Source organism: Stutzerimonas urumqiensis, assembly GCF_003640395.1.
Classification (GTDB): Bacteria; Pseudomonadota; Gammaproteobacteria; order Pseudomonadales; family Pseudomonadaceae; genus Stutzerimonas; species Stutzerimonas urumqiensis.
Map to the genome: position 1 here is coordinate 138,885 of NZ_RBZQ01000007.1, position 17,749 is coordinate 156,633.

The 17,749-nt window shown below is 65.0% G+C and carries 20 protein-coding genes; 13 read left to right on the forward strand and 7 right to left on the reverse strand.

Annotated features, from left to right (window positions below):
• Nucleotides 1–33: 33 nt before the first annotated feature.
• Genes lptB through D7325_RS14625 form a run of 5 tightly spaced genes read right to left on the reverse strand, consistent with a single transcriptional unit; the run spans nt 34 to nt 3,377 of the window.
• Nucleotides 34–759: an LPS export ABC transporter ATP-binding protein gene (lptB, locus tag D7325_RS14605; RefSeq protein WP_120996862.1), complete on the reverse strand. Its 726-nt coding sequence runs from the start codon at nt 757–759 to the stop codon at nt 34–36.
• On the reverse strand, nt 759–1,310 hold the full coding sequence (gene lptA, locus D7325_RS14610) for a lipopolysaccharide transport periplasmic protein LptA (protein ID WP_120996863.1): 552 nt from the start codon (nt 1,308–1,310) through the stop codon (nt 759–761). Before lptA ends, lptB begins: the two co-directional genes overlap by 1 nt.
• Nucleotides 1,297–1,869 (reverse strand): LPS export ABC transporter periplasmic protein LptC, encoded by a 573-nt coding sequence (gene lptC / locus D7325_RS14615; RefSeq protein WP_120996865.1) that lies wholly within the window; start codon nt 1,867–1,869, stop codon nt 1,297–1,299. The genes lptA and lptC overlap by 14 nt, the downstream gene beginning before the upstream one ends.
• 9 nt (nt 1,870–1,878) lie before the next feature.
• Nucleotides 1,879–2,403 (reverse strand): KdsC family phosphatase, encoded by a 525-nt coding sequence (locus D7325_RS14620; RefSeq protein ID WP_120996867.1) that lies wholly within the window; start codon nt 2,401–2,403, stop codon nt 1,879–1,881.
• Nucleotides 2,403–3,377 (reverse strand): KpsF/GutQ family sugar-phosphate isomerase, encoded by a 975-nt coding sequence (locus D7325_RS14625; RefSeq protein WP_120996869.1) that lies wholly within the window; start codon nt 3,375–3,377, stop codon nt 2,403–2,405. Before D7325_RS14625 ends, D7325_RS14620 begins: the two co-directional genes overlap by 1 nt.
• Nucleotides 3,378–3,580: 203 nt before the next feature.
• Between D7325_RS14625 and D7325_RS14630 the strand changes: the two genes are divergently transcribed.
• From D7325_RS14630 to hisC, 10 genes are all read left to right on the forward strand, one after another.
• The gene (locus tag D7325_RS14630) at nt 3,581–4,396 is read left to right on the forward strand and encodes an ATP-binding cassette domain-containing protein (RefSeq protein ID WP_120996871.1); all 816 of its coding nucleotides are present in this window, start codon (nt 3,581–3,583) and stop codon (nt 4,394–4,396) included.
• The gene (gene mlaE / locus D7325_RS14635) at nt 4,389–5,186 is read left to right on the forward strand and encodes a lipid asymmetry maintenance ABC transporter permease subunit MlaE (RefSeq protein ID WP_120996873.1); all 798 of its coding nucleotides are present in this window, start codon (nt 4,389–4,391) and stop codon (nt 5,184–5,186) included. Before D7325_RS14630 ends, mlaE begins: the two co-directional genes overlap by 8 nt.
• Nucleotides 5,186–5,644, forward strand: coding sequence for an outer membrane lipid asymmetry maintenance protein MlaD (gene mlaD, locus D7325_RS14640; protein ID WP_120996875.1), 459 nt, complete (start codon nt 5,186–5,188; stop codon nt 5,642–5,644). The genes mlaE and mlaD overlap by 1 nt, the downstream gene beginning before the upstream one ends.
• 11 nt (nt 5,645–5,655) lie before the next feature.
• Nucleotides 5,656–6,306 carry an MlaC/ttg2D family ABC transporter substrate-binding protein gene (locus tag D7325_RS14645; RefSeq protein WP_120996877.1) on the forward strand — a complete coding sequence of 217 codons (651 nt, stop codon included), beginning with the start codon at nt 5,656–5,658 and terminating at the stop codon, nt 6,304–6,306.
• Nucleotides 6,299–6,619, forward strand: coding sequence for an STAS domain-containing protein (locus D7325_RS14650; RefSeq protein WP_120996879.1), 321 nt, complete (start codon nt 6,299–6,301; stop codon nt 6,617–6,619). The genes D7325_RS14645 and D7325_RS14650 overlap by 8 nt, the downstream gene beginning before the upstream one ends.
• Nucleotides 6,620–6,706: 87 nt before the next feature.
• Nucleotides 6,707–6,946: a BolA family protein gene (locus tag D7325_RS14655; protein WP_120996881.1), complete on the forward strand. Its 240-nt coding sequence runs from the start codon at nt 6,707–6,709 to the stop codon at nt 6,944–6,946.
• Between the two features lie 75 nt (nt 6,947–7,021).
• The gene (murA, locus tag D7325_RS14660) at nt 7,022–8,287 is read left to right on the forward strand and encodes a UDP-N-acetylglucosamine 1-carboxyvinyltransferase (protein WP_120996883.1); all 1,266 of its coding nucleotides are present in this window, start codon (nt 7,022–7,024) and stop codon (nt 8,285–8,287) included.
• A 59-nt stretch (nt 8,288–8,346) separates the two neighbouring features.
• Nucleotides 8,347–8,979 carry an ATP phosphoribosyltransferase gene (hisG, locus tag D7325_RS14665; protein ID WP_120996885.1) on the forward strand — a complete coding sequence of 211 codons (633 nt, stop codon included), beginning with the start codon at nt 8,347–8,349 and terminating at the stop codon, nt 8,977–8,979.
• 162 nt (nt 8,980–9,141) lie between these two features.
• Nucleotides 9,142–10,452 (forward strand): histidinol dehydrogenase, encoded by a 1,311-nt coding sequence (hisD, locus tag D7325_RS14670; protein ID WP_120996887.1) that lies wholly within the window; start codon nt 9,142–9,144, stop codon nt 10,450–10,452.
• A 124-nt stretch (nt 10,453–10,576) separates the two neighbouring features.
• A complete protein-coding gene (gene hisC, locus D7325_RS14675; RefSeq protein WP_120996889.1) occupies nt 10,577–11,638 on the forward strand; it encodes a histidinol-phosphate transaminase in 1,062 nt (353 codons plus the stop codon).
• On the opposite strand, the gene algW is transcribed toward hisC, so the two are convergent.
• Nucleotides 11,639–12,784, reverse strand: coding sequence for a Do family serine endopeptidase AlgW (gene algW / locus D7325_RS14680; protein WP_120996890.1), 1,146 nt, complete (start codon nt 12,782–12,784; stop codon nt 11,639–11,641).
• 107 nt (nt 12,785–12,891) lie between these two features.
• Between algW and D7325_RS14685 the strand changes: the two genes are divergently transcribed.
• From D7325_RS14685 to cysN, 3 genes are all read left to right on the forward strand, one after another.
• A complete protein-coding gene (locus D7325_RS14685) occupies nt 12,892–13,650 on the forward strand; it encodes a Nif3-like dinuclear metal center hexameric protein (RefSeq protein ID WP_120997072.1) in 759 nt (252 codons plus the stop codon).
• Between the two features lie 129 nt (nt 13,651–13,779).
• Complete coding sequence (gene cysD, locus D7325_RS14690; RefSeq protein ID WP_120996893.1) at nt 13,780–14,697, forward strand: sulfate adenylyltransferase subunit CysD; 918 nt, start codon at nt 13,780–13,782, stop codon at nt 14,695–14,697.
• A 194-nt stretch (nt 14,698–14,891) separates the two neighbouring features.
• Entirely contained in the window at nt 14,892–16,790 is a 1,899-nt protein-coding gene (gene cysN / locus D7325_RS14695; RefSeq protein WP_120996894.1) for a sulfate adenylyltransferase subunit CysN, read from the forward strand.
• Nucleotides 16,791–16,843: 53 nt separating this feature from the next.
• Here cysN and eutC read toward each other — a convergent pair whose 3' ends face one another.
• Complete coding sequence (eutC, locus tag D7325_RS14700) at nt 16,844–17,650, reverse strand: ethanolamine ammonia-lyase subunit EutC (protein WP_120996896.1); 807 nt, start codon at nt 17,648–17,650, stop codon at nt 16,844–16,846.
• Between the last annotated feature and the right edge of the window lie 99 nt (nt 17,651–17,749).

Genomic DNA, 17,749 nt, shown 5'->3' on the forward strand with positions numbered 1-17,749 from the left:
CCCAGTGCCCTTGGTAGATGGAAGCGCTGGCGGTCACAGGCGGAACTCGTGGCCGAGGTAGACTTCCTTCACCAGCTGGTTGGACAGAATGCTCTGTGCGTCGCCCTCGGCGATCAGCTGTCCATCGCTGACGATGTAGGCCGTCTCGCAGATGTCGAGCGTCTCGCGGACGTTGTGATCGGTGATGAGTACGCCGATGCCCTTGGCCTTGAGGTGGTGGATGATCTGCTTGATGTCGCCGACCGAAATCGGATCGACCCCGGCGAAGGGTTCGTCCAGCAGGATGAACTTGGGAGCGGTCGCCAACGCGCGAGCGATCTCCACCCGCCGCCGTTCGCCACCCGAGAGGCTCATGCCCTGGCTGTCGCGAATGTGGCTGATGTGAAATTCCTGAAGGAGCGACTCGAGGGCCTGCTGGCGTCCGGCCGAATCCAGATCCTTGCGGGTCTCGAGAATGGCCATGATGTTGTCGGCGACGGTCAGCTTGCGAAAGATCGAGGCTTCCTGAGGCAGATAGCCGATCCCGGCTCGGGCACGTCCATGCATCGGCAGGTGGGTGACGTCGTCCTGGTCGATGAGGATGCGCCCCTGATCGGCACGCACCAGTCCGACGATCATGTAGAAGCAGGTGGTTTTCCCGGCGCCGTTCGGGCCGAGCAACCCGACGATCTGGCCGCTCTCGATCGAAAGGCTGACATCGCGGACCACCTGGCGGGCCTTGTAGCGTTTGGCAAGGTGCTGCGCGCGTAGAACGGCCATCAGGGCGTCTGCTCCGCGGGCGGCTCGGCGTCGCGGCTGCGCGGCTGGATGACCATGTCGACGCGCGGTTTCGGGGTGGTGATCTCGGCATCGCTGGCGCGACCGGCGTTCACGATCTGGCGCTGGGTGTCATAGACGATCTTCTCGCCCTCGAAGGTATTGCCTTCCTGCACCACCTTGGCCTGGTCGAGCAGCACGATCCGCTCGTTGTCCGCGAAGTACTGGATGGTCAGCCCGTAGGCCTTGACGATCGGCTCGTCGACCGACGGCTTCTGCTCGTAGTAGGCGGGCTTGCCGACCGCGGTGAAGATCTCCACTTCACCGTTGTCATCCTGCGTGATGGTCACCGTGTCGCCGGTAATCTTGAGGGTGCCCTGGGTAATGACGACGTCGCCGCGATAAACCGCCACGCCCTGCCTATCGTCGAGTTCGGCCGTATCGGCCTGGACGCGGATGGGCTGGTTGCGATCCTCGGGAAGTGCCCAGGCGGTTGCGCTGGCCAACAGCAGGCTCGCGCCGAGCAGTTGGATGAGTGGTTCAGGGAGCCTCATGCTGGCCTCTTACGTTGGATAGCAGGATCATCCTGCCGTCATTCAGATACGCTTTCATGCCCGTTGCGGTCGTCACGCCATTGGCGGCGACGATTCTAACGGCTTGCTGGGTCTGCGCATATTCCTGCTCCGGCCTCACGGTCAGGCGGCTGGTGGTCAGGATCAGCGGGCGGCCCTTGGCGTCGGTGCGCTCTACGCGGACGTCATCGATCAGTTCGACTTCGGTGCCGCCCGGCGAGACCTCGCCACGCGCACTGCTGACATGCCAGGGATTGGACTTGCCGCGATACATCAGCAGATCCGGCGACGTCATGACACTGACGTCGCTCGCCGCGAGGTGTTCGACCTTTTCGGCAGTCAGGACGTAATCGCGCTGGCCGTCGGCCTGGAACTGGGTCGTCCGGGTGCCGAGCGCATAGAAATCGACTTCGGGCGCTTCGCTTTGCGTGGCCGGGGGCCTGGACATGAAGCTCTCCGGCCGGACGTTCCAGTAGCCAACAGCGACCAGCAACGCCACGAGCGAGCCCAGTATCAGCGCGGTTTTCAGGCGTGGGATCATGGCCGGTTCCTATAGATAGGCCGCCAGTGCCGCTTCCAGCGTGCCCTGGGCCTGCATGATCAATTCGCAGAACTCGCGCGCCGCGCCTTCCCCGCCGCGTGCCTGGGTCACGCCGTGTGCGTGGCTCCGGACGAACGGTGCGGCGTTGGCGACGGCCATGCCGAGTCCGACCCGCCGCATGACCGGCAGGTCGGGCAGGTCATCGCCGAGGTAGGCGACCTGTTCCCGTGCGAAGCCGGTTTCCGACAGGATCTGGTCCAACACCACGAGCTTGTCCTCGCGTCCCTGATACAGATGGTGGACGCCGAGGTTGCGCGCTCGCCGCTCGACCACCGGGGTGCTGCGGCCGCTGATGATGGCCGTCTGGACGCCCGAGGCGATCAGCATCTTGATGCCGTGGCCGTCCAGCGTGTTGAAGGTCTTGAATTCGCTGCCGTCAGTGAGGAAATAAAGGCGGCCATCGGTCAGTACGCCGTCGACGTCGAAGACTGCCAGACGGATGTCACGAGCACGCTGAAGCAATTGCAAATCCATCACATCACCCCGGCGCGCAGCAGGTCGTGCATGTTCAGCGCGCCGATCGGCAGGCCCTGTTCGTCGATCACGACGAGCGCGTTGATCTTGTTGTCCTCCATGATTCTCAATGCCTCGGCCGCCAGCATGTCGGGCGTGACGGTCTTGCCGCGCGCCGTCATCACCTCGTCGATCAGCGCCTGGCGCACATCGATGCCCTTGTCCAGCGTGCGGCGCAGGTCGCCGTCCGTGAAAACCCCGGCCAATCGACCATCCGGCTCGTTCACCACGGTCATGCCGAGGCCCTTGCGTGTCATCTCCAGCAGCGCCGCGCGCAGCGGTGTGCCACGCTCGACGCGAGGCAGCCGCTCGCCGCTGTGCATGACATTCTCGACCTTGAGCAGCAGGCGCCGGCCGAGCGCGCCGCCCGGATGGGAGAAGGCGAAATCCTCGGCGGTGAAGCCGCGGGCCTCGAGCAGCGCGATCGCCAGCGCGTCGCCGAGCACCAGGCTCGCCGTCGTCGAGGATGTCGGGGCGAGGTTGAGCGGGCAGGCTTCGATCGAAACGCTGGCATCCAGATTGACGTCGGCCGCCTTGGCGAGCACCGAGTCGGGATTGCCCGTCATGCTGATCAACCGGATGCCGAGGCGCTTGATCAGCGGCAGCAGCGTGACGATCTCGCTGGTGGAACCGGAGTTCGACAGGGCGAGGACGACGTCGTCACGGGTGATCATGCCCATGTCGCCGTGGCTCGCTTCGGCGGGATGCACGAAGAAGGCAGTGGTGCCGGTGCTGGCGAGGGTCGCGGCGATCTTGTTGCCGATATGGCCGGACTTGCCCATGCCCACGACCACCACCCGGCCCTTGCTCTGCAGAATCAGCTCGCAGGCCTTGATGAACGGGTTGCCGATGCGGCTGCTGAGTTGCTGAACCGCCTCGACCTCCAGTCGGATGGTGCGTTGCGCGGACTCGATCAGTTGGTTGTGCTGGATCATGACGGAGGCGACCGTTCGAAAAGGCGAGGAGTATAGCGGCAACCGTCGCGGGCGGGCAGGGCGGCGGTGGTTGTGACTCAGCGCTCGCCCGGGTCCATGCGCTTTTTTCGGCCGGCAGGCGAGCGTGTATAGTGCGCCGCTTGTTGACCGGGGACGTGTCCTGGCCGCAGGGGCAGACGTCAGTTAGCCGGTTGTTAGGAGCAATGATGAGCACCAATCCCTATGCCGTCGAGCTGAAGGGCGTGACCTTCAGGCGGGGCGAACGGACGATTTTCGACGCTATCGATCTGCGCATTCCCCGTGGTCGCATCACCGCGATCATGGGGCCGTCCGGCAGTGGCAAGACCACGTTGCTGCGCCTGATCGGCGCTCAGTTGAAGCCGCTGAGCGGCGAGGTCTGGGTGGCCGACCGGAATCTGCCGACGCTGTCGCGCGCCGAGCTGTTCGATCTGCGCAAGCAGATGGGCGTGCTGTTCCAGAGCGGGGCCCTATTCACCGACCTTGACGTGTTCGAGAACGTCGCCTTTCCGCTGCGTGTGCACACCGACCTGCCCGACGAGATGATCCGCGACATCGTGCTGATGAAACTGCAGGCGGTCGGTCTGCGGGGCGCGGTCGAGCTGATGCCTGACGAGCTGTCGGGCGGCATGCGCCGTCGCGTCGCGCTGGCACGCGCCATCGCCCTCGATCCGCAGATACTGATGTACGACGAACCCTTCGCCGGGCAGGATCCGGTGGCGATGGGCGTGCTGGTGCGCCTGATCAGGCTGCTCAACGATGCACTCGGCATCACCAGCATCGTTGTCTCGCATGACCTGGCCGAAACCGCGAGCATCGCCGACTACATCTATATCGTCGGCGATGGCCAGGTGCTGGCCCAGGGTACGCCGGACGAACTCATGCAATCGGATAACCCGAGGGTTCAGCAGTTCATGAAGGGCACGGCCGACGGTCCCATTCCGTTCCATTTTCCAGCCGCCGACTACGCGAGCGAGCTGCTCGGAGGCACCGATGCGTAGGTATTCGCCGCTCGAACGCGTGCGCCTGCTGGGCCGTGCCGGTCTCGACGTGCTGGCGGCGCTGGGCCGCTCGGTGATCTTCCTGCTGCACGCGTTGCTGGGGCGCGGCGGGCTGCGGGAGGGGTTCGCGTTGCTGGTGCGCCAACTGTACTCGGTGGGCGTGCTGTCGCTGGCGATCGTCGTGGTTTCCGGCATCTTCATCGGCATGGTGCTGTCGCTGCAGGGCTACAGCATCCTCAGCAACTACGGATCCGAGCAGGCGGTCGGCCAGATGATCGCGCTGACGCTTTTGCGCGAGCTCGGTCCGGTGGTGACGGCCTTGCTGTTCGCCGGTCGCGCCGGTTCGGCCCTGGCGGCGGAAATCGGCAACATGAAGGCGACCGAGCAGCTGTCCAGCCTCGAGATGATTGGCGTCGATCCGCTGAAGTACGTGATCGCGCCACGCCTGTGGGCCGGTTTCATTTCGCTGCCGTTGCTCACCGTGATCTTCAGCGTGGTCGGTATCTGGGGTGGGGCGATGGTCGCCATCGACTGGCTCGGCGTATATGAAGGTTCCTTCTGGTCGAACATGCAGAGCAGCGTCAGCTTCCGTGCCGACGTGCTCAACGGCGTGATCAAGAGCATGGTGTTCGCCGTGGTCGTGACCTGGATCGCGGTGTTCCAGGGCTACGATTGCGACCCGACCTCCGAGGGCATCAGCCGTGCCACCACCCGTACCGTCGTCTATGCCTCGCTGGCCGTGCTCGGCCTGGATTTCATTCTGACCGCCCTGATGTTTGGAGATTTCTGATGCGCAACCGCACCCTGGAGATTGGTGTCGGCCTGTTCCTGCTCGCGGGCCTGCTGGCCCTGCTGCTGCTCTCGCTGCGGGTCAGCGGCTTGAGCGTCGGGCATACCGATACCTACAAGCTGTTCGCCTACTTCGACAACATCGCCGGGCTCAGCGTCCGGTCCAAGGTCACCATGGCCGGCGTGACGATCGGCAAGGTGACGGCCATCGATCTGGACCGCGACAGCTATACCGGACGCGTGACGATGGAAATCGACCGTGACGTGGACATCCTGCCGACCGATTCGACCGCCTCCATCCTGACCGCCGGTCTGCTTGGCGAGAAATACATCGGCATCAGCGTCGGTGGCGAGGAAGAGGTGCTGGCCGACGGTGACGTCATCCGCGACACCCAGTCATCGCTGGTGCTGGAAGAACTCATCGGCAAATTCCTGCTCAACTCTGTGAATAAAGAATGAGGGGTCGAATCATGAATCGCATGCTCAAACGCGGCTTGCTGGTACTGCTGGCCATGTTGCCGTTGACGGTGCTTGCAGCGCCAAGCGCGCACGAGGTCATCCAGCGCACCACCGACGAACTGCTGTCCGACTTGCAGCAGAACAAGGAGCGCTACCGGCAGGATCCTGCGGCGTTCTACGATTCGCTCAATGAGATTCTCGGGCCCGTGGTCGATGCCGATGGCATCTCCCGCAGCATCATGACGGTGCGTTATTCCCGCCAGGCGACGCCTGAGCAGATGGCCCGCTTCGAAGAGAACTTCAAGCGAAGCCTAATGCAGTTCTATGGCAACGCGCTGCTCGAATACGACAACCAGCAGATCCGCGTGCTGCCGCCCAGTGGCTCGGGCGATGGCGAGCGCACCAGCGTCGGCATGGAAGTGGTCGATCGCCAGGGCACGGTCTATCCGGTGTCCTACACGATGGTCAACAAGGATGGCGAGTGGAAGGTGCGGAACGTCATCATCAACGGCATCAATGTAGGCAAGCTGTTCCGCGATCAGTTCTCCGAGGCCATGCAGGCCAACGGCAACGATCTCGACAAGACGATCGATGGCTGGGCCGAGGTCGTCGCGCGAGCCAAGGATACGACTGCCGCGCAACAGGCGGGCGCCGATGAGTGACAGCCACCTGGCGCTGGGCGCCGACGGCCGGTTGCAGGTCGTCGGCGTGCTCGACTACCTGAGCGGGCCCGCCTTGCGGGAACAGGGGAGAGCGCTGATCAAGCGCGCTTCGACCGATCCGCTGCTGATCGATTGCTCGGCTGTCGAGCGGTCCAGCAGCGTAGGGCTGTCGTTGTTGCTGTGCCTGATGCGCGATGCGAAAGCGACAGGCCGCCGTATCCAGATCGTCGGCCTGCCGAAGGATATGCTCGACATCGCGCGCGTATCCGGCCTCGATCGGGTCCTGCCGCTGGCCACGGAAACGGCCGGCTGAGCCGCCCGCGCGGACCAGGGTTCGCAGCCTTCGGGGATTTTTGTATCATGGCCGGCCCGCGCGCCATTGCGTCGATCGAGGTTCAACATGCAGGCCGTAGAAGTTAAGAACTTCCTGGAAGAGAAACTGGCAGGAGCCGAGGTGCTGGTCGAAGGCGAAGGCTGCAACTTCCAGCTGAACGTGGTCAGTGATGAGCTGGCGGCGCTGAGCCCTGTGAAGCGCCAGCAGCAGGTCTATATGCACCTCAATCCCTGGATCGCGGACGGCAGCATCCATGCCGTCACCATGAAATTCTTCAGCCAGGCCGACTGGCGCACTCGGGCCTGATGCCCGCTACGGCGTTCGATCGCCCGCTGGCGTCTCCCTTCTTGCAGGCCGTTGCGAAGCGGCCATAGGTAAACGATGGACAAACTGATCATTACCGGCGGGACGCGCCTCGATGGCGAAATCCGCATCTCCGGTGCCAAGAACTCCGCGCTACCCATCCTGGCTGCGACCCTGCTCGCCGATACGCCGGTCACCGTCTGCAACCTGCCGCACCTGCACGACATCACCACCATGATCGAGCTGTTCGGCCGGATGGGCGTGCAGCCGGTGGTCGACGAAAAGCTCAGCGTCGAGGTCGACGCCGGCAGCATTCGCACGCTGGTGGCGCCATACGAGCTGGTCAAGACCATGCGTGCCTCGATCCTGGTGCTGGGGCCGATGGTCGCGCGTTTCGGTGAGGCGGAAGTCGCGTTGCCCGGCGGTTGTGCCATCGGTTCGCGGCCGGTCGACCTGCACATCCGCGGCCTGGAGGCGATGGGCGCGCAGATCGACGTGGAAGGCGGCTACATCAAGGCCAAGGCCCCGGCTGGCGGCTTGCGCGGCGCGCACTTCCTGTTCGATGTGGTGAGCGTCACCGGCACCGAGAACATCATGATGGCCGCGGCGCTTGCCAACGGCCGCAGTGTTCTGGAAAACGCGGCACGCGAGCCGGAAGTGGTGGACCTTGCCAACTTCCTCAACGCGATGGGCGCCAAGATCAGCGGCGCCGGCACCGCGACCATCACCATCGAAGGCGTCAAGCGCCTGGGCGGTGGACGCTACAGCGTCATGCCCGACCGCATCGAGACCGGCACCTACCTGGTGGCGGCCGCCGCGACAGGCGGCCGCGTCAAGCTCAAGGACACCGACCCGACCATCCTCGAGGCCGTGCTGCACAAGCTCGAAGAGGCCGGTGCTCATATCGCCACCGGCGCGAACTGGATCGAGCTGGACATGAAGGGCAATCGCCCGCGCGCCGTGAACGTTCGGACCGCGCCGTATCCCGCGTTCCCGACCGACATGCAGGCGCAGTTCATCTCGCTCAACGCGATTGCCGAAGGGACGGGCACGGTGATCGAAACGGTCTTCGAGAACCGCTTCATGCACGTTTATGAAATGAACCGCATGGGCGCGCAGATTCTGGTCGAAGGCAATACCGCGATCGTCACCGGGGTTGCGCACCTCAAGGGCGCGCCGGTGATGGCCACCGACCTGCGCGCCTCGGCCAGCCTGGTGATCGCCGGACTGGTCGCGACGGGCGACACCCTGATCGACCGCATCTACCACATCGATCGCGGTTACGAGTGCATCGAGGAAAAACTGCAACTGCTGGGTGCCAAGATTCGTCGCGTGCCGGGCTGACCGGTCCGCTCCGACGACCGGCGCCGGTGCGCCGGCCCGCTTATCAAGGAACGTCGTTCATGCTCACCATCGCGTTGTCCAAAGGCCGGATTCTCGACGACACGCTGCCGCTGCTGGCGGCAGCCGGCATCGCACCCACGGAAGACCCGGACAAGAGCCGTAAGCTGATCATTCCGACCACCCAGGAAGACGTCCGCCTGCTGATCGTGCGTGCGACCGACGTTCCGACCTATGTGGAGCAGGGCGCGGCCGACCTGGGCGTCGCGGGCAAGGATGTGCTGATGGAGTTCGGCGGACAGGGGCTTTACGAGCCGCTGGACCTGAAGATCGCCAACTGCAAGCTGATGACCGCCGGCAAGGTCGGCGCGCCGGAACCGCGCGGCCGGCTCAAGGTGGCCACCAAGTTCGTCAATGTCGCCAAGCGCTATTACGCCGAACAGGGGCGCCAGGTCGACATCATCAAGCTGTACGGCTCGATGGAGCTGGCCCCGCTGGTCGGCCTCGCCGACAAGATCATCGACGTGGTGGACACCGGCAACACCTTGCGTGCCAACGGGCTCGAGCCGCAGGAGCTGATCGCGACCATCAGCTCACGGCTCATCGTCAACAAGGCGTCGATGAAGATGCAGCATGCACGCATCCAGGCGCTGATCGACACCCTGCGCGGCGCCGTCGAGCGACACCGGGCCTGATCCCGTTTCCCCTATCCGCGCCATAGCCACTATTCTCGGCGGCCTGGCGCGGCCGGCTTGCTAAGCTAGCCGCCGTCCGGTCTGCGCGACCATCAATGTCCCCGTTTGCCACGCGCACCTTGCTGCGCAGGTCTCTGCGAACTGTCACCACGAGGCTTTTCCATGACTACGCCCATCGCCATTCGCCGTCTCGATGCTGCCGACCCGGATTTCGCCGCGCATCTGGATCATCTGCTGAGCTGGGAAAGCGTCTCTGACGATGCGGTGAATGCACGCGTGCTCGAAATCATCCGGGCGGTACGCGAGCGGGGCGACCAGGCCCTCGTCGACTGCACGCAGCGGTTCGACGCGCTGACGGTCGCCAGCATGGCCGATCTGATCCTGCCGCGAGCCCGGCTGGAACAGGCCCTCGAGCGGATTTCCCCTGCGCAGCGCGAGGCGTTGCAGGTGGCCGCCGAGCGTGTGCGCCGCTACCACGAGCACCAGAAGCAGGATTCCTGGCGCTATACCGAAGCCGATGGCACGGTGCTGGGCCAGCAGGTTACGCCGCTCGACCGGGTTGGCCTCTACGTGCCCGGCGGCAAGGCGTCCTACCCGTCATCGGTGTTGATGAACGCCATCCCGGCGAAGGTGGCGGGCGTGCCCGAGGTGGTCATGGTGGTGCCGACCCCTCGTGGCGAGATCAACGAGCTGGTGCTCGCCGCGGCTGCGCTGGCGGGCGTCGACCGGGTCTTCACCATCGGTGGTGCCCAGGCAGTCGCTGCGCTCGCCTATGGCACCGAAAGCGTGCCGCCGGTGGATAAGATCGTCGGGCCGGGGAACATTTATGTCGCGACGGCCAAGCGCCATGTGTTCGGCAAGGTCGGCATCGACATGATCGCCGGGCCGTCGGAAATCCTGGTCGTCTGCGACGGGCAGACCGACCCGGACTGGATCGCCATGGACCTGTTCTCCCAGGCCGAGCACGACGAGGATGCCCAGTCGATCCTCGTCAGCCCGGACAGCGCCTTCCTCGATCGCGTCGCCGAGAGCATCGCGCGGTTGCTGCCGACGCTGGAGCGCGAGTCGATCGCTCGGACATCCCTCGAGGGCCGGGGCGCGTTGATTCATGTCAGGGATATGACGCAGGCCATCGAGGTGGCCAACCGGATCGCACCGGAGCACCTGGAGCTCTCCGTGGCCGACCCGGAACGGTGGCTGCCGCACATTCGCCATGCCGGCGCCATCTTCATGGGTCGCTACACGGCAGAGGCGCTGGGCGATTATTGCGCCGGTCCAAACCATGTCCTGCCGACGTCGGGCACTGCGCGCTTCTCCTCGCCGCTCGGCGTGTATGACTTCCAGAAGCGCTCGTCGATCATCCATTGCTCCGCCGATGGTGCGTCGGAGCTCGGCAAGGTCGCCTCGGTGCTGGCTCGCGGCGAGTCGCTCACGGCTCATGCGCGCAGCGCCGAATACCGGATCAAGGGCTGAAATGCCGATGTGAGTGCTGAGGCCGGGCTGAATGATAGTCAGCCGTAGGTCTCAGCGATCGACTGACGCCCCGAAACGCACGCGGGCCCGCGCGGGCTCGCCCCACGATAGAGTGCGAGAACCCATGAGCAGATTCTGGAGTCCCTTCGTCAGCGCGCTGGTGCCCTACGTGCCCGGTGAGCAGCCCAAGCTGGCGCGACTGGTCAAGCTGAACACCAACGAAAACCCCTACGGACCCTCGCCCAGGGCGGTCGCGGCCATGCAGGCGGAGCTGAACGACACGCTGCGGCTGTATCCGGACCCCAACGGCGAGCGCCTCAAGCAGGCCGTTGCCGCCTACTACGGGATCGAGACGGCGCAAGTCTTCGTTGGCAACGGCTCCGACGAGGTGCTGGCCCATGCCTTCAACGGCCTGTTTCAGCATGGCAGGCCGCTGCTGTTTCCCGATATCAGCTACAGCTTCTATCCGGTCTACTGCGGGTTGTACGGCATCGAGTACCGTACCGTGCCACTGGACGAGAACTTCCGGATTCGCCCTGACGACTATCGCCAACCCAACGGTGGCATCGTCTTCCCGAACCCCAATGCGCCGACCGGATGCGCCCTCGGCCTGGGCGACATCGAGGCCATCCTGCAGGCCAACCCCGATTCGGTCGTGCTGATCGATGAGGCCTACGTCGATTTCGGCGCGCAGACGGCCGTGACGCTGGTCGACCGCTACCCCAATCTGCTGGTGACCCAGACCTTGTCCAAGTCCCGCTCGCTCGCGGGCTTGCGGGTCGGATTGGCGATCGGCCATGCCGATCTGATCGAGGCACTGGAGCGAATCAAGAACAGCTTCAACTCCTATCCGCTCGATCGGATCGCGCTGGCCGGTGCCGCCGCCTCGTTCGACGACCGCGGCTATTTCGAGGCGACCTGCGCCAAGGTCATCGCCAGTCGCGAGGCGCTGGCCGACGGGCTACGGGATGCCGGATTCGAGGTGCTGCCGTCGGCGGCCAACTTCGTCTTTGCTCGCCATCCGGGACGGGACGCCGGCGCGCTGGCGGCGTCGCTGCGCGAGCGTGGCGTAATCGTCCGGCACTTCAGGCAGGCACGCATCGACCAGTACCTGCGCATCACCGTCGGAACCCCCGAGCAGAACGCCGAGCTGCTGCAGGCGCTGAGCGCGATCCTCCACGCCTGATCAGGGCGTGGCCGTCACCGGCGGTCGCATCCCCACTTCGGCGCGCAGCGTCTTCTCTTCGCCGTTGCGCAGGATGACGATCTTGATCGAGTCGCCCGGCCGCGTCCGCGCGACCTGATTCATGGAGGTGCGGCCGTCGGAGGCCGGCTCGCCGGCGATGCTGAGGATCACATCGCCTGGTTCCAGCCCGGCCTGTGCCGCCGGGCCATCCTTGTAGACGCCCGCGACGACAATGCCCGGCCGCCCGCGCTGGCCGAAGGATTCGGCAAGCTCCGGCGTCAGCGCCTGGACTTCCACGCCGAGCCAGCCGCGGATGACCTGGCCGTGCTGGATGATCGAATCCATCACGTCGCGGGCCAGCTTGATCGGGATGGCGAAGCCGATGCCTTGCGAGCCGCCCGTCTCGGAGATGATCGCCGTGTTGATGCCGATCAGGTTGCCCCTGGCATCGACCAGCGCACCCCCGGAGTTGCCGCGGTTGATCGCCGCATCGGTCTGGATGAAATCTTCGTAGGTGTTCAGACCCAGCTGGTTGCGGCCGGTCGCGCTGATGATGCCCATGGTGACCGTCTGGCCCACGCCGAACGGATTGCCGATCGCCAGGGTGACGTCGCCGACCCGGATGCTGTCGGAGTGGCCGACGGTGATGGCCGGCAGGTTGGCCAGATCGATCTTGAGAACGGCAAGGTCGGTTTCCGGGTCGCTTCCCACGACCGTGGCGAGGGTCTCCCGGCCATCCTTGAGCGCCACCACGATCTGCTCCGAATTGGCCGTCACGTGGTAGTTGGTCAGCAGGTAGCCCTCGGGGCTCATGATGACCGCGGAGCCCAGGCTCGACTCCATGCGGCGCTGACGCGGCAGGTTGTCGCCGAAGAAGCGTTTGAACATCGGGTCCTTGAGCATCGGCACTTCGGCCTTCGCCACTACCTTGGTCGTGTAGAGGTTGGCCACCGCCGGTGCGGCCGCGCTCACCGCGTCGGCATAGGAGTGCGGCCCCCGCTCCGGCAGGATGGCGACCGGTGCCTCCTGCAGGTGGTATTCCTCGACCGGCAGGCCGACCCACTGCGGGTAGCGCTGGATGATGAGCAGGGCTATGAGCACGCCGGCCACGAGGGGCCAGCCATAAGGACGCAAGGCGTTGATCATCAGGGGTCCGTACGATTGCGAGCGCCGCGGGCGCCATGTCAAGGTGGCCGGCATTATACGAGGCCGCCTGCCATTTGCAGGGCCCGGTTTGGAAAGAGGAGATGACCATGGCCATTGCGCTCGATGCGCTGGTTCGCGAAGCGGATCGGTATCTGGACGCTCAGGCGTTTCGCGATTACTGCCCCAACGGTTTGCAGGTCGAAGGCCGGCCTCAGGTCCGCCGTATCGTCACGGGCGTGACGGCGAGCCAGGCCTTGCTCGACGCCGCGGTCGACGCCGAGGCCGACGTGGTGCTCGTCCATCACGGGTATTTCTGGAAGAACGAGGACGCACGCGTGATCGGCATGAAGCAGCGGCGGCTCAAGACGCTGCTGAACCATGACATCAGCCTGCTCGCCTATCACTTGCCGCTGGATGTTCACCCCGAGGTCGGCAACAACGTTCAGCTGGCGCGCCTGCTCGACCTGGTGATCGAGGGGCCGCTCGATCCGACCGAGCGTGCCTCCGTCGGCCTGGTCGGTGCGCTCGAAACGCCGCTCAGCCCGGTGGATTTCCATCGCCGTGTGCACGAGGCGCTTGGTCGGGAACCGTTGATGATCGCGGGCGACCAGCCGATCCGTCGCATCGCCTGGTGCACCGGCGCCGCGCAGGGCTACATCGACAAGGCGCTGGCCGCCGGGGTCGACGCCTACCTGACCGGCGAAGTGTCCGAGCCGACCGTGCACACGGCGCGCGAGAACGGGCTGAGCTTCTTCGCGGCCGGCCATCATGCGACCGAGCGCTACGGCGTCCAGGCGCTGGGTGACTACCTGGCCCGGCACTTCGCGATCGAGCACCTGTTCATCGACTGTCCGAACCCCGTCTGACGGCGAGCCCTGGGCGCATATGACTAGATCATCATGATCTAAGCAGCTGCCTGATTAGAAGCTAATGCCGTGCTAGAGTGCGCGTCGTTTCCCGGATTGCCGGTCCGTCACCTAGCAGCGTGGACAGTCATGGTCGATAAACTGACGCATCTGAAAGAACTCGAAGCCGAAAGCATCCACATCATCCGCGAGGTCGCCGCCGAGTTCGGCAACCCGGTCATGCTGTACTCGATCGGCAAGGACTCCGCCGTGATGCTGCACCTCGCGCGCAAGGCGTTCTTTCCGGGCAAGCTGCCGTTCCCGGTGATGCATGTCGACACGCGCTGGAAGTTTCGCGAGATGTACGCGTTTCGTGAGCGGATGGTGAAGGAGATGGGGCTGGAACTCATCACCCACATCAACCCGGACGGCGTCGCGCAGAACATCAATCCCTTCACCCACGGCAGTGCCAAGCACACCGATGTGATGAAGACCGAGGGCCTCAAGCAGGCGCTCGACAAGTACGGCTTCGATGCCGCCTTCGGCGGTGCTCGTCGTGACGAGGAAAAATCCCGCGCCAAGGAGCGCGTCTATTCCTTCCGCGACAGCAAGCACCGCTGGGACCCGAAGAACCAGCGCCCGGAGTTGTGGAATGTCTACAACGGCAAGGTGAAGAAGGGCGAATCGATCCGGGTGTTCCCGCTCTCGAACTGGACCGAGCTGGACATCTGGCAATACATCTATCTCGAGCAGATTCCGATCGTGCCGCTGTACTTCGCTGCCGAGCGCGAAGTGATCGAGAAGAACGGCACGCTGATCATGATCGACGACGAGCGCATCCTCGAATACCTCTCCGACGAGGAGAAGGCGCGCATCACCAGGAAAATGGTGCGCTTCCGCACCCTGGGTTGCTACCCGCTGACCGGCGCCGTCGAATCCTCGGCCGCCACGCTGCCGGACATCATTCAGGAAATGCTGTTGACGCGGACCTCCGAACGCCAGGGCCGGGTCATCGATCATGACCAGACCGGCTCGATGGAAGAGAAGAAGCGGCAGGGGTATTTCTAACCGCCGGTTCGCATGGCGCGGCGGCCGGGTTCATGCCCACCGATGCGCAACGGACGGGATAACGCCTGGCCAGAGCATCGCAGCGGTATCTCCGGTCTGCCCAGGCTCCTCTTCCAGAAACAATCCAGGCGGGCCGTGAAGCGCTTTTCCTCAAGCCTTCCGCCCTCAAGCCTCCAGCGATAGAGAAGAAGCGTATGTCGCATAGTTCCGATCTGATTTCGTCCGACATCCTCGCCTACCTCGCCCAGCACGAGCGCAAGGAACTGCTGCGCTTTCTGACCTGCGGCAACGTCGACGACGGCAAGAGCACCCTCATCGGTCGCCTGCTGCACGACTCGAAGATGATCTACGAAGATCATCTGGAAGCCATCACCCGTGACTCCAAGAAAGTCGGAACGACCGGTGAAGACGTGGACCTGGCGCTGCTGGTCGACGGGTTGCAGGCCGAGCGCGAGCAGGGCATCACCATCGACGTGGCGTATCGCTATTTCTCGACGGCCAAGCGCAAGTTCATCATCGCCGACACCCCCGGCCATGAGCAGTACACCCGCAACATGGCGACCGGCGCCTCGACCTGCGACCTGGCCATCATTCTGATCGACGCTCGCTACGGCGTGCAGACGCAGACCCGCCGGCACAGCTTCATCGCCTCGCTGCTGGGCATCAAGCACATCGTGGTCGCGATCAACAAGATGGACCTCAACGGCTTCGACCAGGGCGTGTTCGAGCAGATCAAGGCCGATTACCTGGCGTTCGCCGAGCGGATCGACCTGCGGCCGACGACCCTCGAGTTCGTGCCGATGTCCGCGCTCAAGGGCGACAACGTCGTCAACCGCAGCGAGCGGGCGCCCTGGTACGACGGCAAGCCGCTGATGGAGATCCTGGAAACCGTCCAGATCGCCGGCGACCGGAACTACGACGACATGCGTTTCCCGGTGCAGTACGTCAACCGGCCGAACCTCAACTTCCGTGGCTTCGCCGGCACGCTGGCCAGCGGCATCGTCCACAAGGGCGACGACGTGATCGCGCTGCCGTCGGGCAAGTCGAGCAAGGTCAAGTCGATTGTCACCTTCGATGGCGAGCTGGAGCAGGCCGGTCCCGGCCAGGCGGTCACGCTGACGCTGGAAGACGAGATCGACGTGTCCCGTGGCGACATGCTCGTCCATGCCGACAACCGCCCGCAAATCAGTGACACCTTCGAGGCGATGCTGGTGTGGATGGCCGAGGAGCCCATGCTTCCCGGCAAGAAATACGACATCAAACGGGCGACCAGCTACGTGCCCGGTTCGATCCCGACCATCGTGCACAAGGTCGATGTGAACACGCTGGAGCAGGGCGCGGCCAGCGAGCTGAAGCTCAACGAGATCGCCAAGGTCCGGGTCAGTCTCGACGCGGCCATCGCGCTCGATGGCTACGCGCACAACCGCACCACGGGCGCTTTCATCGTCATCGACCGGCTGACCAATGGCACCGTCGGTGCCGGCATGATCATCGCCGAGCCGCTTTCCGGGCAGGGAACGGGCCAGCATGGCCGGCTGGCGCATGTCAGCGTCGAGGAGCGCTCGGGCCGTTTCGGCCAGCAGCCGGTAACGGTGCTGTTCACCGGCCTTTCGGGGGCGGGCAAGAGCACGCTGGCCTACGCGGTCGAGCGCAAGCTGTTCGATGCCGGTCGCGCGGTGTTCGTGCTGGACGGGCAGAACCTGCGCCACGACCTCAACAAGGGATTGCCGCAAGACCGTGCAGGCCGTGCCGAAAACTGGCGGCGTGCATCGCAGGTAGCCAAGCAGTTCAACGAAGCGGGCCTCATCACGCTGGCGGCCTTCGTCGCCCCGGATGCCGAAGGGCGCGAACAGGCCCGGGCCGAAATCGGTGCGGGGCGCCTGCTCACCGTCCACCTTCAGGCCACCGAGCAGACCTGCCGCGCGCGTGATCCGCAGGGCCTGTACGCCGCCGGCGGCGACAACATCCCGGGCGTCTCCTTCGCCTATGACGTGCCGGCCGATGCCGATCTGGTGATCGACACGCAGGTGCATTCGGTCGAGGAGAGCACCCGGCAGGTGCTGGCACTGCTGCGCGAGCGCGGCGCCATCTGACGCATCGGGCGCGAGCCGGTTCGCTGCAACGGCGGGCCGGCCTGCGTCGGGGCTCAACCCAACAGGAAGTTGCCGGCCTTCGCGGCGTCGCCGGGCAGGCTGGGCATGTCCGCTTCGTCCTTGAGACTGACGCCGGAGAGCTGGCGTCGGCAGGCCTCGCGCATCAGATGGACCAGTCGATGGGCGGCGAGGTTGTAGCTCAAGCCCTCCAGGCGAACGTTAGAAATGCAGTTGCGCTCGGCATCGGTGCGGCCCCGTTTCGGCGCGTAGGTGAAGTACAGACCGAGGCTGTCGGGCGAGCTTAGGCCCGGGCGTTCGCCCAGCAGCACCACCACCATCCTGGCGCGCAGCGCCTCGCCCACTTCATCGCCCAGCGCTACACGGCCCTGTTCGACCAGGCAGACCGGCGCGAGGCGCCACCCGTCTTTTTCGATCTGCTCCGTGATGCGCTGGAGCAAGGGCAGGGCGTGGCGTTGGACAGCCAGCGCCGAGAGGCCGTCGGCGATGACGATCGCCAGGTCGTAGCCCATTTGCTGCTGTCGAGCGTGATCGCCCAGGCGCTCGGCCGATTCGTCGCTCAGTCGACGGCCCAGATCGGGTCGCTGCAGGTAAGTGTGGCGGTCCGGGGCGGCGCTGTGCAGGTGCAGGCAGCGATGACCCTGCGCCTCGAGCTGTGCGGCCAGGGCATCGGTGTCGAGCGCCAGGTGCACGGCATCGCGCGCCTGGGCGTGGGCGAGCTGGAAATCCAGCTGCGCGGCGGTCGGCAGGCTCGTGCCGGCGCGGCCGAGGGCGATGCGCGCCGGGGTGAGCTGGCGCAGGTGCTGCCATGGATTTTCGATGGCGGGCGAGCGGTCGGACATGGCTACCTCATGGTGTGTCGGTCAGGCGCGTGGAAAAGACCTGCGGTCGTTTTCCACCCTACGGGCCGCGGTGAGGGCATCGGCGTAGGGTGGAAAACC